We start from the raw sequence: 16459 nt of genomic DNA on the forward strand, positions 1-16459 counted from the left end.
TTTGTGGTTTCTACAATATGGTGATGTTAGTTTTTAATATCCTAATTTTTCACGCACTCGAGCTAACACCCCATCTGCAATTTTACCTGCCTTTTCGGCACCAAGTGCCAAAGCATCATCAATTTCGTTTAGATGGTTCATGTAATAGTTGAACTTTTCGCGTGGTTCTTCAAATTTGTTCAAGATTACTTCATACAAAGCTTGTTTGGCATGTCCGTATCCATAATTACCGGCTAGATAATTGGCACTCATTTCTTCTATTTGGGGCTGTGTTGCCAATATTTTATAAAGTGCAAAAACGTTATCATTGGTTGGGTCCTTTGGATCTTCCATTGGTGTGCTGTCCGTTTGTATGCCCATGATCTGCTTTCTCAATTGCTTATCGGTCTGAAAAAGACTTATCAAATTGCCCTTGCTTTTGCTCATTTTTGAGCCATCTGTACCCGGTATATACATGGTTTCCTCTTGAACTTTTCCTTCGGGCAGTACAAATGTTTCCCCTAGTTGTGCATGAAAACGTGAGGCTACATCGCGAGTTATTTCTATATGCTGCATTTGGTCTTTTCCAACAGGAACTATATTGGCATCATAAAGTAAAATATCCGCGGCCATTAACATCGGGTAGGTAAATAGTCCTGCATTTACATCTTCCAACCTATCTGCCTTGTCCTTAAAGGAGTGTGCCAAGGTTAAACGCTGGTAAGGGAAAAAACAACTTAAATACCAGGAGAGTTCCGTTACCTGAGGTACATCACTTTGTCTATAAAAAACGGTTTTTTCAATATCCAAGCCAAAAGCCAACCAAGTAGCGGCCGTAGCATAGGTATTTTGCCTTAATGTTGCCCCGTCTTTAATCTGTGTTAGGGAATGCATATCCGCAATGAATAAAAAAGATTCATTTTTTGGATTTTGAGCCATTTGTATCGCTGGTATTATAGCACCTAAAATATTCCCTAAATGGGGGGTTCCCGTACTTTGTATACCTGTTAAAATTCTTGCCATGTGCTTTTTCTCTAAGAAGCAAAGGTAAAACAAATACAAAAAAACTAACCTAAATAACTACTTTTGATTTATGCTTGAAACGTTATCTAAAATCGGTCAAAGTATCTACCGGATCTGGTTTTATATTTTGGTTGCCGTACCTATTATCCTGTTTTTTCCCATATTGCTCATATTCGCATCAAAAGAACGTTGGTACCCCCAATTTTTTTGGCTTGCCCGTAATTTTTGGGCCAAACCTATTTTGTACGGTATGTTTTGTTGGCCTAAGATAACCTATGAAGAAAAATTGAAGAAAGGAAAAAGTTATATGCTCGTAGCCAATCATACCAGTATGTTGGATATTATGTTGATGCTTGTAACCAGTAAAAATCCGTTTGTATTTGTAGGTAAGAAAGAATTGGTTGAAATTCCTTTGTTTGGGTTTTTTTATAAGAGGGTTTGCATTATGGTAGACCGTGAGGACTCGCGCAGTAGAACGGGTGTTTACAGAAGGGCGCAAAAAAGGCTCCAACAAGGTTTAAGCATTTGTATTTTCCCGGAAGGCGGGGTTCCGGATGAGCATATCATTTTGGATAAATTTAAGGACGGTGCCTTTAAAATGGCCATTGCGCACCAAATTCCTGTGGTACCTATGACATTTTATGATAATAAAGAACGTTTCCCTTTTACATTTTTTAGCGGTGGTCCTGGAAAATGTAGGGCCAAAGTCCATTCATTTATCACTACAAAAAATTTGAATGTAACCGATACCGTAAATTTACGCAATACGGTAAGAACGTTAATTTTAAAGGATTTGACATCGATGGTTTAAAACTTAAAATTAACCCCGCTATATACCCCTATGGAATATGGTCTAAACGTACCATTGATTTCAGAAAAAGTATTTAGTTGGTATTTAAAAATAGGCTCAATATTAAACCTGATCTTGGGGGTGAACTTGTAATTAAGGCCAAAACCCATGTTGGCGCTAAAATTGACACTGTTTATATTGTTGGCCTTGCCTATTTCCGTAGTCAGTTCACCAGCGGTCAATGAAACCGCATTATCAATCAAAAATAAGGAGCTGACACCACCAATAAGGTCAATGCCAAATTTTTTGTCCATTAGTGCATAATTCATTTCCAAAGGCAATTCCAGGTAGCCTAGTTGTTGCGACATAAAACCCTCCCTGGCAGCAGTTTTTGCACTTACGTCAAAAGAAGTAGTGGCAGTGTTGAATTTATCTGAAGTGACCTTTTTACTTGAAATGGTCAATGAACTTGAGGTTTCGGCATAATCAATTGTTGATAGCTGTCCGTTTGCGGATAAGGCGTTTTGTGAAGAAGAAAATGCCACATCCTCTGTATTATATCCATAATCTACCTTATTAATACCCGAACGTATGGTCAATTTTTTGGAAACGGCATATGCTACGGAAACCCCATAACTTAAATTGATATTACCAGATTTAGAATTAGGAACAAAAATTGAATTCACTGGTGACCCTTTACCAACGGCATTAAAGTATACAGGGGCAACACTTGGTCCGGCAGACCATTTATCTTTGTTTACGGCAATTTTATCTTCTGTATCCTGCTCTTGAATTTCCTCAAAAATGGATTTTTTCCCTTCATTCTCGGCTACCGCATTTTCATCAGGATTTAGAACTGTAGTGCCTTTCACTTGTTTCTCGATTTCTTTTTGGGTGTCTTGAGCCTTATTTGTCAAAAGGACATCCCCTGATGATAATTTTTGATCGTGTAAATGTTCTTGCTGATTCTCCTTCATGGTAGTGTTAGCCAAACTTTGTTCACTATATACTCTTTGACCAAATAATTTTGATGCGGAAGGGGTTTTTTCTGTATTGTTATTTATTTGTTGGTCATGGGTTGCCAGTTGAGACTTTTCATTAGATTCGTTACCTAGGTCATTAGGGTCGTCATTTTGCCGCACCAAAGCTTTTTGGCCATTGGTATGGCTTTCGCTTCCATTACTTTCAACTTGTGAATGTGCTTGGGCAGCAGTGTTCTCTTGAACTAAAATTTCATCGGTTTTAATATTAGTATCCAACACATTTTCCAAAGTTTTTAAGGAATCCTTATCGTCAATACTTTTATTGGTATCCACAATTATTTCCTGTAAATGTTCCTTTTCCGTAAACGGATTAAGTAAAAACACCCCTAATGTAATTGCGGCCGCTATACCTCCTATTTGCCACCAAAGGGGTATACCGCGCTTTTTTCTTTTTTTGTCAAGTGACGCATCAATGGAACGCCATACCTTATTGTCCGGTGTTTCCTTGAAGTCCAAGAATTTTTCTTGGAAAAATTCGTCTAATTTCTTTTTCTGCATCTTTTAAGATTTCAGGTTTTCAACCAATTGTCGTTAGAATACATGTGTTGTTATCAGCATTAATATTCCAATAATTGATTGGGAAGCTTTTGCTTCTATTTTTTCTTTTAATAATGTACGGGCCCTTGCAAGATTGGACTTGCTGGTTCCTATAGAGGTCCCAAGTAGCTCGCTAATTTCTTTATGGGTATAACCGTCCAGAACATATAAATTGAACGTTGTACGATATTTATTTGGTAATTCTTGAATATACCTTAACAAGGTCTGAAGACAGATGTCACTATACGCATCATCTATAGTGACCTCTTCTTCAATATTATCGGTAACTACTTTTAAATATTCTTCTCTTCTATATTTCTGTAGTACCGTATTTATGGTTATTCTTTTGATCCACCCTTCAAAAGAGCCTTTTCCCTTATATTGGCCAATTTTATCATAGATGGTCATAAAGCTATCATGAAGGCTATCTTCCGCTTCTGACTTGGAATTGGAATATTTTAGGCAAATGCCATATAAGGTCGTTGCATAGGCCCTATACAATAGTTCCTGTGCTTTACGATCGTTTTTTTTACAATTTTGTATGAGCTCTTCTAGACTCACAAAGGGATTATTAGATTAAGGTTCGTTTACCGGCACTATTACTTCAAAATATTCAGCTTCGCCTTCGCTGTTGTCACCTGTATAAAATTTGAATTTATAGGGTTCATTATATATAACGGTAAAGTTGAACGAAGCGGTTTGCTCCACAGCTTCCTCCGTACAGTCATCAACATCCAATCTTACAGAACCAATGGCAACGACACTTCTAACGGTCAATGAATCCTTGATTACATCAAAACCCTCATAATTTGTGCAACTGTCCGGTTTTATATAATTGACCTTGATTTCATACGTCCTGTTAAAATCAAAGGATTCCGGTAATTCTGCATCAACAATCTCCAATGCGGTAAAATGGAAGTTTGGCGCATCGTCATCTAGTGAACAACCATTGCTTAAAAAAGCTACCAATGCGGCCAACAGTATAAATTTTGTTCTCATCATATAAATATTTTTTCATAAGATGAAAATAGCTGGCAATGGTTGCGTAGATGCTATTGTGATTTTCTAATATATGGGCTTTTAAGCGTTCAATGCTTTAATGGCCTCCCTAATTTTACCGTCCAGTTCTTCAAATAGTTCTGGATTATCCAGTAAAATTCCTTTTACGGCATCACGACCTTGACCTAGCTTGGTATCACCATAGCTAAACCACGATCCACTTTTCTTAATAATTTCATATTCAACACCTAGGTCAATTACTTCACCGACCTTAGAAATGCCTTCCCCATACATGATATCGAATTCTGTTGTACGAAATGGGGGTGCAACCTTGTTCTTCACAACTTTGACCCTGGTCTTGTTACCTTGTACATTACCGTCCGTATCCTTGATCTGGGTAGACCTTCTTATATCCAGACGAACGGAAGCATAGAACTTAAGGGCGTTACCACCGGTGGTGGTTTCCGGATTTCCGAACATAACCCCAATTTTTTCTCGCAATTGGTTAATGAAAATTACGGTACAATGGGTCTTGCTGATCGATCCTGTAAGTTTTCTCAATGCCTGTGACATTAAACGGGCATGAAGTCCCATTTTAGAATCACCCATTTCTCCTTCGATCTCACTTTTTGGGGTCAAGGCAGCTACGGAATCAATAACGACAATATCAATAGCCCCCGAGCGAATTAAATTGTCCGCTATTTCCAGACCTTGTTCACCATTATCCGGTTGTGAAATAATTAAATTATCTATGTCTACACCCAATTTTTGAGCATAGAAACGATCAAATGCGTGTTCAGCATCTATAAATGCCGCGATTCCTCCATTTTTTTGGGCTTCGGCAATGGCGTGTAAGGTTAATGTGGTCTTACCCGAAGATTCCGGTCCGTAAATTTCAATTACACGACCTCTAGGATATCCGCCTACACCTAACGCAATATCCAATCCTAATGAGCCGGAAGGTATTACTTCAACGTCTGCAACAACACTATCGCCCATTTTCATTACAGCGCCCTTGCCATAGGTCTTATCCATTTTGTCAAGGGTCAACTTTAATGCTTTTAATTTTGCTTCTTTTTCCGAACTCATTTTTTGTTTTTTTGGAAGGCTAATTTACCATTTCTTTTTTGAATTGTATAATTATGAATCTGATAACGCAACCATTTTAATCTTTAGGCATCTTATTTAAAATTGAACGTAGTTCAATAAAAATATTATCCGTTGTTTTAGTGTCAACGGACTACTGGTGGCTATTTCCTTTTTTTATATTCTGAAAGAATGCTATGAAGAAGAAAGAAAATGGAATAGTCAAAAAGAGCCTAGATGCACCTAGGCTCTTTTTATGACCTACCGCTGGACGGTCACTATATCTTTTGATTTCTTAATAATGCTTACTTTTGCACCTTACTTTATTTTTTTAACTTAAAACTATTGGTATAGCATGCAACTGTACAATACATTAAGTGCAAAAGAAAGAGCCGCTTTAATTGAAGAAGCGGGTAAGGAGCGCCTAACCATTTCTTTCTACACCTATGCACATATTGGCAATCCGGAAATATTTAGAAATCATCTGTTCATTCATTGGAACGAACTGGAGGTCCTTGGAAGAATCTATGTCGCTCATGAAGGAATTAACGCACAATTATCCGTGCCGGCAGAGAATTTTGATAAATTCAAGCAACATCTGGATAGCATTTCCTTTTTGGAAAATGTTCGCCTGAACATTGCCATTGAGCAGGACAATCTTTCTTTTTTAAAATTAAAGGTGAAAGTGCGGCATAAAATTGTAGCAGATGGACTAAACGACCATACTTTTGATGTTACCAATAAAGGCATTCATGTAGATGCAGAAAAGTTCAACGAACTTATTGAAGACCCTGACACCGTATTGGTAGATATGCGCAATCATTATGAAAGTGAAATAGGCCACTTTAAAAATGCAATAACACCTGACGTAGATACATTTAGGGATTCATTGGATATTATTGAGCAGGATTTGGCAGACCATAAAAAGGATAAAAAACTGGTCATGTATTGTACAGGCGGAATCCGCTGTGAAAAAGCCAGTGCTTATTATAAACATAAAGGATTTGAGAAGGTTTACCAATTGGAAGGAGGTATCATAGAGTATACGCGCCAAATTGAAAAAAAGAAACTTGAAAATAAATTTAGGGGCAAAAATTTTGTGTTCGACCATAGAAGGGGCGAGCGTATAAGTGATGACATTATTGCCAATTGCCACCAATGTGGTGCACCTTGCGATGATCATGTCAATTGTGCCAATGAAGCTTGCCATTTACTGTTCATACAATGTAAAAGTTGTGCAGAAAAGATGAACAACTGTTGTTCAGACGCTTGTAAGGAAATTCATGAATTACCATATGAAGAACAAAAGGCTCTAAGAAAAGGTAAAGTGGTCAGTAATAAAATTTTTAAAAAAGGTAGGTCAGAAGTGCTTAAGTTTAAAAAGTAATGTGCGTACTATATAGTAAAATACAGGATTTGCGCTTAAATCAGCCTTATTTTATTAGGAAAGAAATGTGGAGTAAGTAAATAGTAATTGCGTTGTTAAAGGCCCGCATCTGGTAACTTTATTAAATGATGGTCATAAACTATGCTTTCATTTCACATTAAAAAAACTGTATCTTTACCTATAAGTTTTTTATGAACCTTTTTTGGTGAATTTTTAAAAATTCGGCCAAATCAATATATATAATATGGGTTGTAGTAGTTGTTCTACCGGTAAGGATGGACAACCAAAGGGATGCAAGAATAACGGTACTTGCGGTACAGATGGTTGCAATAAACTGACAGTTTTTGACTGGCTTTCAAATATGTCGCTCCCCAACGGGGAACGGCCATTCGATTTTGTTGAGGTAAGATTTAAGAATAGCAGGAAGGAATTTTTCAGGAATACGGAAAATCTTTCACTTTCTATTGGCGATATCGTTGCCACACAGGCCCAATCCGGGCATGATATCGGTATGGTTACCCTAACGGGAGAACTGGTAAGGGTACAGATGAAGCGAAAGAAGGAATCTTTTGACGAAACAAGCGCTTCTAAAATCTACCGTAAGGCCACCCAAAAAGATATCGATATTTGGCAAAAATGCCGTAATAGGGAAGAGGAGATTAAAAAGAGAGCGCGCGAAATTGCCATTATCCTTAAACTTCAGATGAAAATTTCAGATGTGGAATTTCAGGGAGATGGTTCCAAGGCCACATTTTATTACACCGCAGACGAACGCGTAGATTTTCGCCAGCTCATTAAGGATATGGCAAAAGCTTTTGGTATACGTATTGAAATGCGCCAAATAGGTTACCGTCAAGAAGCACAACGTTTAGGAGGCATTGGTTCTTGTGGTAGGGAACTATGTTGTTCTACTTGGCTTACGGACTTTAGATCGGTGAGTACTTCTGCGGCACGTTACCAACAATTATCCCTAAATCCACAGAAATTGGCAGGACAATGTGGTAAACTCAAATGTTGCCTTAACTATGAGTTGGACGTATATTTGGACGCCCTAAAAGATTTTCCTTCCCAAGACACCAAATTATTTACCGATAAGGGATTGGCATTTTGTCAGAAGACAGACATTTTTAAGGAAATGTTGTGGTTTTCCTATAAAGAAGACCCGGGCAACTGGCATGTTCTTACCAAGGACCAAGTGAATACAATTTTGGCCAAGAATAAAAAGAAGGAAAAAGTTGCTAGTTTGGAAATGTATGCAATTGATGTCAATGTAGAAGAAAAAGTGGTTTTTGAAAATGTTGTTGGTCAAGATAGCTTAACCCGTTTTGATAAGCCCAAGGGCAAGAACAATAGAAATAAGAACAAGAATAGAAACCGAAATAAGAACAAGAACAGAAATCGTAAAAGAAATCAAAAAAATGCGTAATCTATCTTTTTGCATTTTGGCGGTAATGTTTATTTCCTCCTGTAATTCCAATATCGTACAGTCAGAATACCAATCTTTAAAGGACGGTGTTTGGGACAAGGACAATGTTCTTGAATTTTCTGTTAAGACCAATGATACCGTACAACCGCATAATATATTTATAAATGTGCGCAATGATACTAAATATCCATATAGCAATCTATTTATCATCGCTGCAATGACAACTCCGGAAGGTGAGGTAACGAAAGATACGTTGGAATATGCTATGGCCTTACCGGACGGCACGTGGTTAGGAAAAGGAAGCGGTAGTGTCAAGGAAAATAAATTATGGTATAAGGAAGACATCGTTTTTGGGTCTTCTGGCGTATATACTATAGAGGTTTCGCACGCAATGCGTAAAAATGGCAGTGTTACTGGTATTATTGGCCTTGAAGGTATAACAGACGTAGGAATAGAAGTAACAAAAAACAATCCGTAATTATGGCAAAAGCGGTTAAAAAGAAAGTAACGAACAATAGTTTTACCAAATTCATTTTATGGTTTTGGATTTTATTCATTTCAGGCTTTGCCTTGGTAGCCCTAATATTTCTATCGGCTTCATGGGGCTTGTTCGGAGAATTGCCACCATATGAATATCTAGAAAACCCGCAGACCAATTTGGCTTCGCAGATTATTTCTTCCGATGGTACGCTATTAGGAAAATTTTATTTGGACGATAACCGCACGGATGTAAAATTTGAAGATCTGCCAGATAATTTGGTCAATGCATTGATCGCAACCGAAGATGCCCGTTTTAGAGACCATTCTGGAATAGATGCTAGGGGTACGGTTAGGGCTTTTGCATATTTAGGTAGCAAAGGTGGGGCAAGTACCATATCTCAACAGTTGGCAAGACAACTTTTTGTAGGTGTGCGTTCCAGAAGTAAGTTCGATGCCATAAAGCAGAAAATAAAGGAATGGGTCTTGGCAATCCGGTTAGAGCGTAGTTATACCAAGGAAGAGATTATAAGTATGTATTTTAATATTTATGATTTTGGTAATAATGCAGACGGAATTAGATCAGCGGCACGTATCTATTTTGGCAAAGAACCAAAAGATCTTAAAACAGAGGAATCTGCCATGTTGGTGGGTATGTTCAAGAATTCATCGTTGTTCAACCCACTACGAAGGGAAGAAATGGTCAAGAATAGGAGAGATGTAGTACTTGCCCAAATGGCCAAATACGATTACATTACCTCATTAGAGAAAGATTCCCTACAAGCCCTAAAAATGGATATTAATTTTAATCCTGAAAACCATAGGGAAGGTTTGGCCACCTATTTTAGAATGTACCTGCAACGTTTTATGAAGGAGTGGATAGAAAAGAATCCTAAGCCTGCCATAGATGGGGGGCGTGACCGTTACAATCTTTATTTGGACGGCCTAAAGATTTACACGACCATAGATTCAAAGATGCAAGCCAATGCGGAAGAGGCCGTTGAGGAACATATGACCAAACTTCAAGCAGAATTTTTTAACCAAAATACCCCTGCTAGAAATAAGACCACACCTTTTTCGGATATTACACCAGAGGAAACCACCATGATTATGGAACGGGCCATGAAAACATCGGAGAGGTGGCGTATTATGAAAGAGGCCGGAAAATCTGAAAAGGAGATTCGCGAGTCTTTTAACAAAAAAACGGAAATGACTGTTTTTGATTGGAACAGTGATACAAAGGAAAAGGATACCGTACTTACCCCAATGGATTCCATTCGTTATTACAAAACTTTTTTAAGAACGGCCATGATGTCCATGGAACCTCAGACAGGCCATGTAAAGGCTTGGGTAGGGGGCATAAATTACAAACATTTTCAATATGATAATGTTATCCAAGGAGCTAGGCAGGCCGGTTCTACCTTTAAACCTTTTGTGTATGCTGCCGCTATAGATCAATTAAGATTATCTCCCTGCGAAACTAGACCAGATACACAATATTGTATAGAAGCAGGCAAGCATGGTAATATTGAACCTTGGTGCCCCAGAAACTCGGACTTAAAATATTCAGGTAAGAGTTTTACATTAAAAACGGCCTTGGCAAATTCCGTAAATACCGTAACCGCGCAATTAATTGATGAGGTAGGACCTAAATCTGTAGTAAGCATGGTGCGTAATCTAGGGCTTACCGGTGATATTCTGGAAGTACCTGCTATAGCCTTGGGTACATTGGACGCCAATGTATATGAAATGGTAGGTGCGTATGGAGCATTTGCAAACCAAGGTGTTTATGTAAAACCGGTAATGGTTACACGTATAGAAAACAAGGATGGTACTGTTCTATATGAATATGTACCCGAAACCAAAGATGTTTTGAGCAAGGATGTTTCTTACGCAATTTTAGATTTGATGAAAGGGGTAACCCAAGGGGGTTCCGGTACACGATTGAGAACAACGGGAGTTAATAAATGGAGAGGAGAGTATGATGAGATCATTACCGGGTATCCTTATAAATTAACGAACCCTATTGCGGGTAAAACGGGTACTACACAAAATAATAGTGATGGTTGGTTTATGGGCATGGTACCCAACTTGGTAACCGGTGTTTGGGTAGGTGGCGAAGAGAGATCTGTGCATTTTAAAAGTATTACCTATGGGCAGGGCGCCTCAATGGCTCTACCTATTTGGGGGTTATATATGACCAAGAATTATGCGGATGAAGAACTAGGGATTTCCAAGGATGATTTTGAGAAGCCCGAGAATATGTCAATTGAGATAGACTGTGAAAAGTTTTCGGCTACCAATAAGGAGGAAGATGATATTGAAGATGACCTTGAAGACCTTGATTTTTAAAAAATTTCTACTATAAAATATGAAGAAAGTCTTAGCATTCGCTAAGACTTTTTTTATTTAATCCCATTTTTAATCGGTAAATTAGTGACAAGATAATTAATAAGAAAATGATACGTAAGACTGTAAAAGATGTAAGTGATGCATTGGCAGGTGTACATGACGGAATGACCTTTATGTTAGGTGGTTTTGGCTTATGTGGTATACCTGAGAACGCTATTAGTGAATTGGTACGATTGGGTGTAAAAGATCTTACCTGTATTTCCAATAATGCGGGAGTTGATGATTTTGGCCTAGGGTTATTGTTGCATCAACATCAAATTAAAAAAATGGTGTCATCCTATGTTGGGGAGAACGATGAGTTTGAACGACAAATGCTTAGCGGCGAATTAGAAGTTGAATTGACACCACAAGGAACTCTAGCGGAAAAATGCAGGGCCGCACAAGCGGGTATACCGGCTTTTTATACACCCGCGGGTTACGGAACAGAGGTCGCAGAAGGAAAAGAGGTCAGGGAGTTCAATGGTAAAATGTATATTCTTGAAAAGGCGTTTAAAGCTGACTTTGCATTTGTAAAAGCATGGAAGGGAGATGTGGCGGGAAATTTAATTTTTAAGGGAACTTCAAGAAATTTCAACCCTTGTATGTGCGGTGCTGCCACTATTACCGTAGCGGAAGTGGAAGAATTGGTCCCAGCGGGGGAATTAGACCCAAATCAAATACATATTCCCGGTATTTTTGTACAACGCATTTTTCAAGGTACCGATTACGAAAAAAGAATAGAACAACGAACAGTACGTCAAAAATAAAACCATGTTAGATAAAAACGGCATTGCTAAAAGAATTGCACAAGAAGTAGAGGATGGCTTTTATGTTAACCTTGGCATTGGTATCCCAACATTGGTGGCCAATTATGTGCGTGATAATATAAGTGTGGAATTTCAAAGTGAAAACGGTATTTTGGGTATGGGACCTTTTCCCATTGATGGAGAAGAGGATGCGGATTTGATTAATGCAGGAAAACAGACCATTACCGCCCTACCAGGAGCATCATTTTTTGATTCTGCAACTAGTTTTGGTATGATTAGGGGCAAACATGTAGAACTTACGATATTAGGAGCCATGGAGGTGGCGCAAAACGGAGATATCGCCAATTGGAAAATTCCGGGTAAAATGGTCAAAGGCATGGGCGGCGCTATGGACTTGGTCGCATCTGCAGAAAATATTATCGTAGCAATGATGCATACGAACAGGGCTGGAGAATCTAAATTATTGAAGCAGTGTACCTTACCTTTAACCGGTGTAGGTTGTGTAAAGAAAATAGTGACCAATTTGGCTGTGCTAGAAGTTACTGAAGATGGTTTTTTATTGTTGGAGCGTGCTCCAGGAGTTTCTGTAGATGATATTAGGGAAGCAACGGAAGGTGTATTGATCGTTAAAGGTAATGTTCCCGAAATGAGTATTCAATAAGGTTCATTGGTCGATGAAATTTGATTTTTATATTTTTTACCACATTAGATAAAGACTACACAACAATAATTTTAAAAATAACGGAGTTATATTGTATCTTTAAGATGTAAAATAACCAGATAACCTTTTAATACAGTAAAACCACATGAACTCCCAAATTAACCACATTGCTTCTGAGGAAAAAGTACAAGTTTACCGTAACGATTTTATCAGCGGTTTCTTGAGACTAACAAAAAAGTTATTTATGATATAAATTACTTTTAACAAAATGTAAAGAGCGACTTTTTGAGTCGCTCTTTTTTTTTGCTCTTTTTTTGATTTTTCAAAATTGTACCTAGCCCTCATATTAGGTTGTTGAACGTTGCCATTCTAAATATTTAGATTTCACAACAAGTTTTAAGCGATTGACCACATAAATTGAAATGTAAGAAAAAGACTACATATATTTGAAATGTAATTTAGAGTGAATCCCAAATCGCGCTATAAACTTAACCTAATATGAAGCTCTTGTTGAATTGCCTGTTACTGACAATATTTTTTACGTCCTGTTCCAAAATTGAGGAAAACAATGATCCAATTATAGGTATTTGGAAACACACGGTCAAAACCGCTACAAATACCAACAAAATGGTCATAGATAATGAGGAGTATATCTTTAATGATGTATATCTAGGCAGATTTCACGGGTATAAAGATGGTCAAATAGTATTTCTGACCGATTTTAAATGGACTTATGAAAACGGTCATTATATAGTTAGCTATCCCGGTACGGATTTTCCTAACGATGTTCTGGAAATGAAAGAGACAGAGGAAGGCACCATGCTCATACGTTCACAAGGCAATATTTTTGCCCTTAAGACCAATTAGAAATAGTTTTACAATTATTTACAATGAATTAACCGTTGAATGCCCATCTAAACTATAGTTTATATTTCCCCCGACCAGGAGCAAAGAAATTTGCTCCTTTTTTTATATTCGTACTATGGAACTTAACTATACCCTATGTACGTTAACTGACCTGAAATCATTAAAGGAAATATCAGAGCAAACATTTATTGCTGCCTTTGAAAAGGATAACAATCCCCAAGATTTTAAGAACTATATTTCTTCTGCCTTTGCCCTTGAAAAAATTAAAGAAGAGCTTCTTGATGAAAATAGTTTCTTTTATTTCGCACGAATAAAGGACAACATTGTCGGTTATTTTAAACTTAATATCAATAGTGCGCAAACAGATATTAAAAAGGCCGATCATATTGAACTTGAACGCATATATGTTTTACCACAATATCAAGGTAAGGGTCTGGGCAAGGAAATATTGAACTTTATAAAACGTCTACCCCTAGTTAAACATAAAGAGCGATTATGGTTAGGGGTGTGGGAATACAATACCAAGGCCATAAATTTTTATCAAAATAACGGTTTCGTAAAGTTTGGGACACATCCATACTTAATTGGATCTGACCAACAGACAGATTGGTTAATGGGTTTTAAATTAAGTACCTTGTTATAAAATTTACGGTAATGAAAATCAGTTATTTTACGATATGCCTACTGTTCAGTTTTATAGGCAATGCACAACAACCTTATTTTCCAAATGCCCATTCAAGTTGGGAACAACGGTCACCAAATGATTTTCATATAGATGAGTCAAAGTTAAATTCAGCAGTTGCTTTCGCAGAAGCCAATGAATATTCTGGATCCAGAGATTTAAGGATTGCTATATTAAAGGGTTTTGAGCGCGAGCCCTTCCATCAGATTATGGGACCTACCAAAAAACGGGGAGGCCCGGCCGGATTGATCATTAAAGATGGTTACATAGTTGCGCAATGGGGAGATATCAAAAGAGTGGATATGACCTTTAGCGTCACTAAAAGCTTTTTAAGTACAATGGCTGGTCTGGCCGAGGATAAAGGGTTGATACGGGACACTAAAGATTTGGTTGGCGATTATATTTGGGACGGCACCTTTGATGGGGCACACAATGCTAAGATTACCTGGAAACATTTATTGCAGCAAAATTCAGCTTGGTCTGGTGAACTTTGGGGAGGTAAGGACTGGGCAGATAGGCCACCACGGAACGGGGGTATTGATGATTGGAAACTGGATACCCCAAAAGAGCCTGGTACCGTCATGGAGTATAACGATGTTAGGGTTAACGTACTTGCCTATGCTTTGACCCATGTTTGGCGTAAACCTATGCCACTTGTATTAAAAGAACATATCATGGATAAAATTGGGGCTTCTTCTACATGGCGGTGGTTTGGTTATGATAATGCTTGGACAGAAATTGATGGTTTGCAAATGAAATCAGTTACTGGCGGTGGGCATTCCGGTGCAGGTATATTTATAAGTGCAGAGGACATGGCACGTTTCGGTCTTCTATTCTTAAATAATGGAAAATGGCAAAATGAACAATTAGTTTCATCCAATTGGATTAAAAAAGCAACCACACCGTCTATTCCTAATGTAAATTATGGGTTTATGTGGTGGCTTAACAAAAAAGGTGATAGGCATTGGCAAGGTCTATCTGAAGATATTTATTACGCCGCAGGTTTTGGAGGAAATTTTATCGTGATTGATAAAACCCATAATATGGTCGTTGTTACACGTTGGTTAGAACCGAACAAAATTGGGGATTTCATGACTAAAATCAACTCGGCATTTAATTAAGGTTGCATAATATTTCTGCCGCTTTTTCCAATGTCTCTTTCTTTTTGGCAAAACAAAACCTAAGCATATAATCATTTCTATTAGCTACATTGAAGGAAGATATAGGAATAGAAGCCAATCCGTTTTCTATTATAAGGCGTTCTGCCAATACTTCATCTCTTTCCTTAGTTAAGGGAGTGTATTGCAATAGTTGAAAATAGGTGCCTTGGGAAGGTTTATATTTAAATTTAGACGATTTTATCCCATCTAGAAAGAAATCACGTTTTTTCTGGTAAAAATCATTCAATCCTAAATAGTGCGACGCATTTTTTAAATAGGTTGCCATTGCGCATTGCACTGGATGGTCAACACAAAAAACAGCAAATTGATGTACTTTTCTAAATTCAGCCATAAGGCTTTCCGGCGCAGCACAATACCCCATTTTCCATCCGGTAACATGAAAAGTCTTTCCAAAGGAAGCGCATACAAAGGTTCTATTTGCTAAACCTGGAAATCTGGAAGCACTTTCATGATCTGCCCCATCAAAAATAATATGTTCATAAACTTCATCACTTAATAAAATAACATTGGTCGGCTTTAAAATTGCTTCTAATTGTTCCATATCCCTTTTTGACAAAATTGTACCACTGGGATTATGTGGAGTGTTGATGATGACCATTTTGGTCTTATCGGTTAATTTTTGCCGGAAAAGATGCCAATCTATTTTATAATCGGGAGCATTTAATTGAAGATATACGGGTATTCCACCATTTAACCTAATAGCAGGCTCGTAACAATCGTAAGCCGGCTTTATGACAATTACCTCATCACCTTTATGAATAAATGCCGTAATGGCCGTAAAGATAGCTTGAGTGGCCCCCACAGTAATAGTTATCTCACGTTCCGGACTATAGCAATGAACGTGCAACTGTTCTATTTTTTCTGAGATCACTTCCCTGAGTCCATAATACCCTTGCATAGGGGCATATTGGTTATGACCATGTTGCATGGCATCATTTACCAAAGACATCAATGTCCGGTCCGCTTCAAAATTGGGAAATCCTTGGGACAGGTCGATTGCATTATATTTTCTGGCTAGATTTCCTACGGTCGTAAAAATTGTGGTTTCTACCTTAGGTAATTTAGAGTTGCCTATATGTGAACTATATTCCATGGTAGTAAATGTAAGAAATTCAAAAATGCACATAAAAAAGGCCCAACCTCAAGGTTGGGCCTTTTTTATT

At 37.8% G+C, this 16459-nt stretch carries 16 protein-coding genes; 10 read left to right on the top strand and 6 right to left on the bottom strand.

What is annotated here, in order from left to right; genetic code table 11:
* Window positions 1–33 precede the first annotated feature (33 nt).
* A complete protein-coding gene (gene trpS, locus JM81_RS12180; RefSeq protein WP_144803791.1) occupies window positions 34–1002 on the bottom strand; it encodes a tryptophan--tRNA ligase in 969 nt (322 codons plus the stop codon).
* Window positions 1003–1072: 70 nt separating this feature from the next.
* On the opposite strand from trpS, the gene JM81_RS12185 reads away from it, so the two are divergent.
* Entirely contained in the window at window positions 1073–1813 is a 741-nt protein-coding gene (locus tag JM81_RS12185; protein WP_144803793.1) for a lysophospholipid acyltransferase family protein, read from the top strand.
* Here the strand turns inward: JM81_RS12185 and JM81_RS12190 are convergent.
* The 4 genes from JM81_RS12190 to recA all read right to left on the bottom strand — a co-directional run bounded on the left by JM81_RS12190 (window position 1810) and on the right by recA (window position 5460).
* On the bottom strand, window positions 1810–3333 hold the full coding sequence (locus JM81_RS12190; protein ID WP_144803795.1) for a PorT family protein: 1524 nt from the start codon (window positions 3331–3333) through the stop codon (window positions 1810–1812). The genes JM81_RS12185 and JM81_RS12190 overlap by 4 nt on opposite strands.
* Window positions 3334–3366: 33 nt before the next feature.
* On the bottom strand, window positions 3367–3933 hold the full coding sequence (locus tag JM81_RS12195; RefSeq protein ID WP_144803797.1) for an RNA polymerase sigma factor: 567 nt from the start codon (window positions 3931–3933) through the stop codon (window positions 3367–3369).
* A gap of 15 nt (window positions 3934–3948) precedes the next feature.
* Window positions 3949–4374 (bottom strand): hypothetical protein, encoded by a 426-nt coding sequence (locus tag JM81_RS12200; RefSeq protein ID WP_261375029.1) that lies wholly within the window; start codon window positions 4372–4374, stop codon window positions 3949–3951.
* A gap of 78 nt (window positions 4375–4452) precedes the next feature.
* Entirely contained in the window at window positions 4453–5460 is a 1008-nt protein-coding gene (recA, locus tag JM81_RS12205) for a recombinase RecA (RefSeq protein ID WP_089258472.1), read from the bottom strand.
* Window positions 5461–5812: 352 nt separating this feature from the next.
* Here recA and JM81_RS12210 point away from each other — a divergent pair, with 352 nt between their 5' ends.
* From JM81_RS12210 to JM81_RS12250, 9 genes are all read left to right on the top strand, one after another.
* Entirely contained in the window at window positions 5813–6844 is a 1032-nt protein-coding gene (locus tag JM81_RS12210) for a rhodanese-related sulfurtransferase (protein WP_144803799.1), read from the top strand.
* A gap of 244 nt (window positions 6845–7088) precedes the next feature.
* Complete coding sequence (locus tag JM81_RS12215) at window positions 7089–8270, top strand: stage 0 sporulation family protein (protein WP_144803801.1); 1182 nt, start codon at window positions 7089–7091, stop codon at window positions 8268–8270.
* Window positions 8263–8748 (top strand): gliding motility lipoprotein GldH, encoded by a 486-nt coding sequence (locus JM81_RS12220; protein WP_144803802.1) that lies wholly within the window; start codon window positions 8263–8265, stop codon window positions 8746–8748. Before JM81_RS12215 ends, JM81_RS12220 begins: the two co-directional genes overlap by 8 nt.
* 2 nt (window positions 8749–8750) lie before the next feature.
* Entirely contained in the window at window positions 8751–11099 is a 2349-nt protein-coding gene (locus JM81_RS12225; RefSeq protein WP_144803804.1) for a transglycosylase domain-containing protein, read from the top strand.
* 107 nt (window positions 11100–11206) lie between these two features.
* Entirely contained in the window at window positions 11207–11905 is a 699-nt protein-coding gene (locus JM81_RS12230; protein ID WP_144803806.1) for a CoA transferase subunit A, read from the top strand.
* Window positions 11906–11909: 4 nt separating this feature from the next.
* The gene (locus JM81_RS12235; protein WP_144803808.1) at window positions 11910–12566 is read left to right on the top strand and encodes a 3-oxoacid CoA-transferase subunit B; all 657 of its coding nucleotides are present in this window, start codon (window positions 11910–11912) and stop codon (window positions 12564–12566) included.
* Between the two features lie 498 nt (window positions 12567–13064).
* Window positions 13065–13433: a hypothetical protein gene (locus JM81_RS12240; protein ID WP_144803810.1), complete on the top strand. Its 369-nt coding sequence runs from the start codon at window positions 13065–13067 to the stop codon at window positions 13431–13433.
* Between the two features lie 115 nt (window positions 13434–13548).
* Window positions 13549–14076 (top strand): GNAT family N-acetyltransferase, encoded by a 528-nt coding sequence (locus JM81_RS12245; protein WP_144803812.1) that lies wholly within the window; start codon window positions 13549–13551, stop codon window positions 14074–14076.
* Window positions 14077–14087: 11 nt separating this feature from the next.
* Entirely contained in the window at window positions 14088–15236 is a 1149-nt protein-coding gene (locus JM81_RS12250) for a serine hydrolase domain-containing protein (RefSeq protein WP_144803814.1), read from the top strand.
* Here the strand turns inward: JM81_RS12250 and JM81_RS12255 are convergent.
* On the bottom strand, window positions 15229–16389 hold the full coding sequence (locus tag JM81_RS12255; protein ID WP_144803816.1) for a methionine aminotransferase: 1161 nt from the start codon (window positions 16387–16389) through the stop codon (window positions 15229–15231). The genes JM81_RS12250 and JM81_RS12255 overlap by 8 nt on opposite strands.
* Window positions 16390–16459: the final 70 nt, after the last annotated feature.

The organism is Maribacter sp. MAR_2009_72, assembly GCF_007827235.1.
In the GTDB taxonomy this organism is placed as follows: Bacteria; Bacteroidota; Bacteroidia; order Flavobacteriales; family Flavobacteriaceae; genus Maribacter; species Maribacter sedimenticola.

Excerpts from the sequence above, each read along its gene's own strand:
- JM81_RS12190 (WP_144803795.1), bottom strand. The coding sequence starts at position 3,333 with ATGCAGAAAAAGAAATTAGACGAATTTTTCCAAGAAAAATTCTTGGAC.
- JM81_RS12245 (WP_144803812.1), top strand. The coding sequence starts at position 13,549 with ATGGAACTTAACTATACCCTATGTACGTTAACTGACCTGAAATCATTA.
- JM81_RS12225 (WP_144803804.1), top strand. The coding sequence starts at position 8,751 with ATGGCAAAAGCGGTTAAAAAGAAAGTAACGAACAATAGTTTTACCAAA.
- JM81_RS12235 (WP_144803808.1), top strand. The coding sequence starts at position 11,910 with ATGTTAGATAAAAACGGCATTGCTAAAAGAATTGCACAAGAAGTAGAG.
- JM81_RS12215 (WP_144803801.1), top strand. The coding sequence starts at position 7,089 with ATGGGTTGTAGTAGTTGTTCTACCGGTAAGGATGGACAACCAAAGGGA.
- recA (WP_089258472.1), bottom strand. The coding sequence starts at position 5,460 with ATGAGTTCGGAAAAAGAAGCAAAATTAAAAGCATTAAAGTTGACCCTT.
- JM81_RS12210 (WP_144803799.1), top strand. The coding sequence starts at position 5,813 with ATGCAACTGTACAATACATTAAGTGCAAAAGAAAGAGCCGCTTTAATT.
- JM81_RS12250 (WP_144803814.1), top strand. The coding sequence starts at position 14,088 with ATGAAAATCAGTTATTTTACGATATGCCTACTGTTCAGTTTTATAGGC.
- JM81_RS12230 (WP_144803806.1), top strand. The coding sequence starts at position 11,207 with ATGATACGTAAGACTGTAAAAGATGTAAGTGATGCATTGGCAGGTGTA.
- JM81_RS12200 (WP_261375029.1), bottom strand. The coding sequence starts at position 4,374 with ATGATGAGAACAAAATTTATACTGTTGGCCGCATTGGTAGCTTTTTTA.
- JM81_RS12255 (WP_144803816.1), bottom strand. The coding sequence starts at position 16,389 with ATGGAATATAGTTCACATATAGGCAACTCTAAATTACCTAAGGTAGAA.
- JM81_RS12185 (WP_144803793.1), top strand. The coding sequence starts at position 1,073 with ATGCTTGAAACGTTATCTAAAATCGGTCAAAGTATCTACCGGATCTGG.
- trpS (WP_144803791.1), bottom strand. The coding sequence starts at position 1,002 with ATGGCAAGAATTTTAACAGGTATACAAAGTACGGGAACCCCCCATTTA.
- JM81_RS12220 (WP_144803802.1), top strand. The coding sequence starts at position 8,263 with ATGCGTAATCTATCTTTTTGCATTTTGGCGGTAATGTTTATTTCCTCC.
- JM81_RS12240 (WP_144803810.1), top strand. The coding sequence starts at position 13,065 with ATGAAGCTCTTGTTGAATTGCCTGTTACTGACAATATTTTTTACGTCC.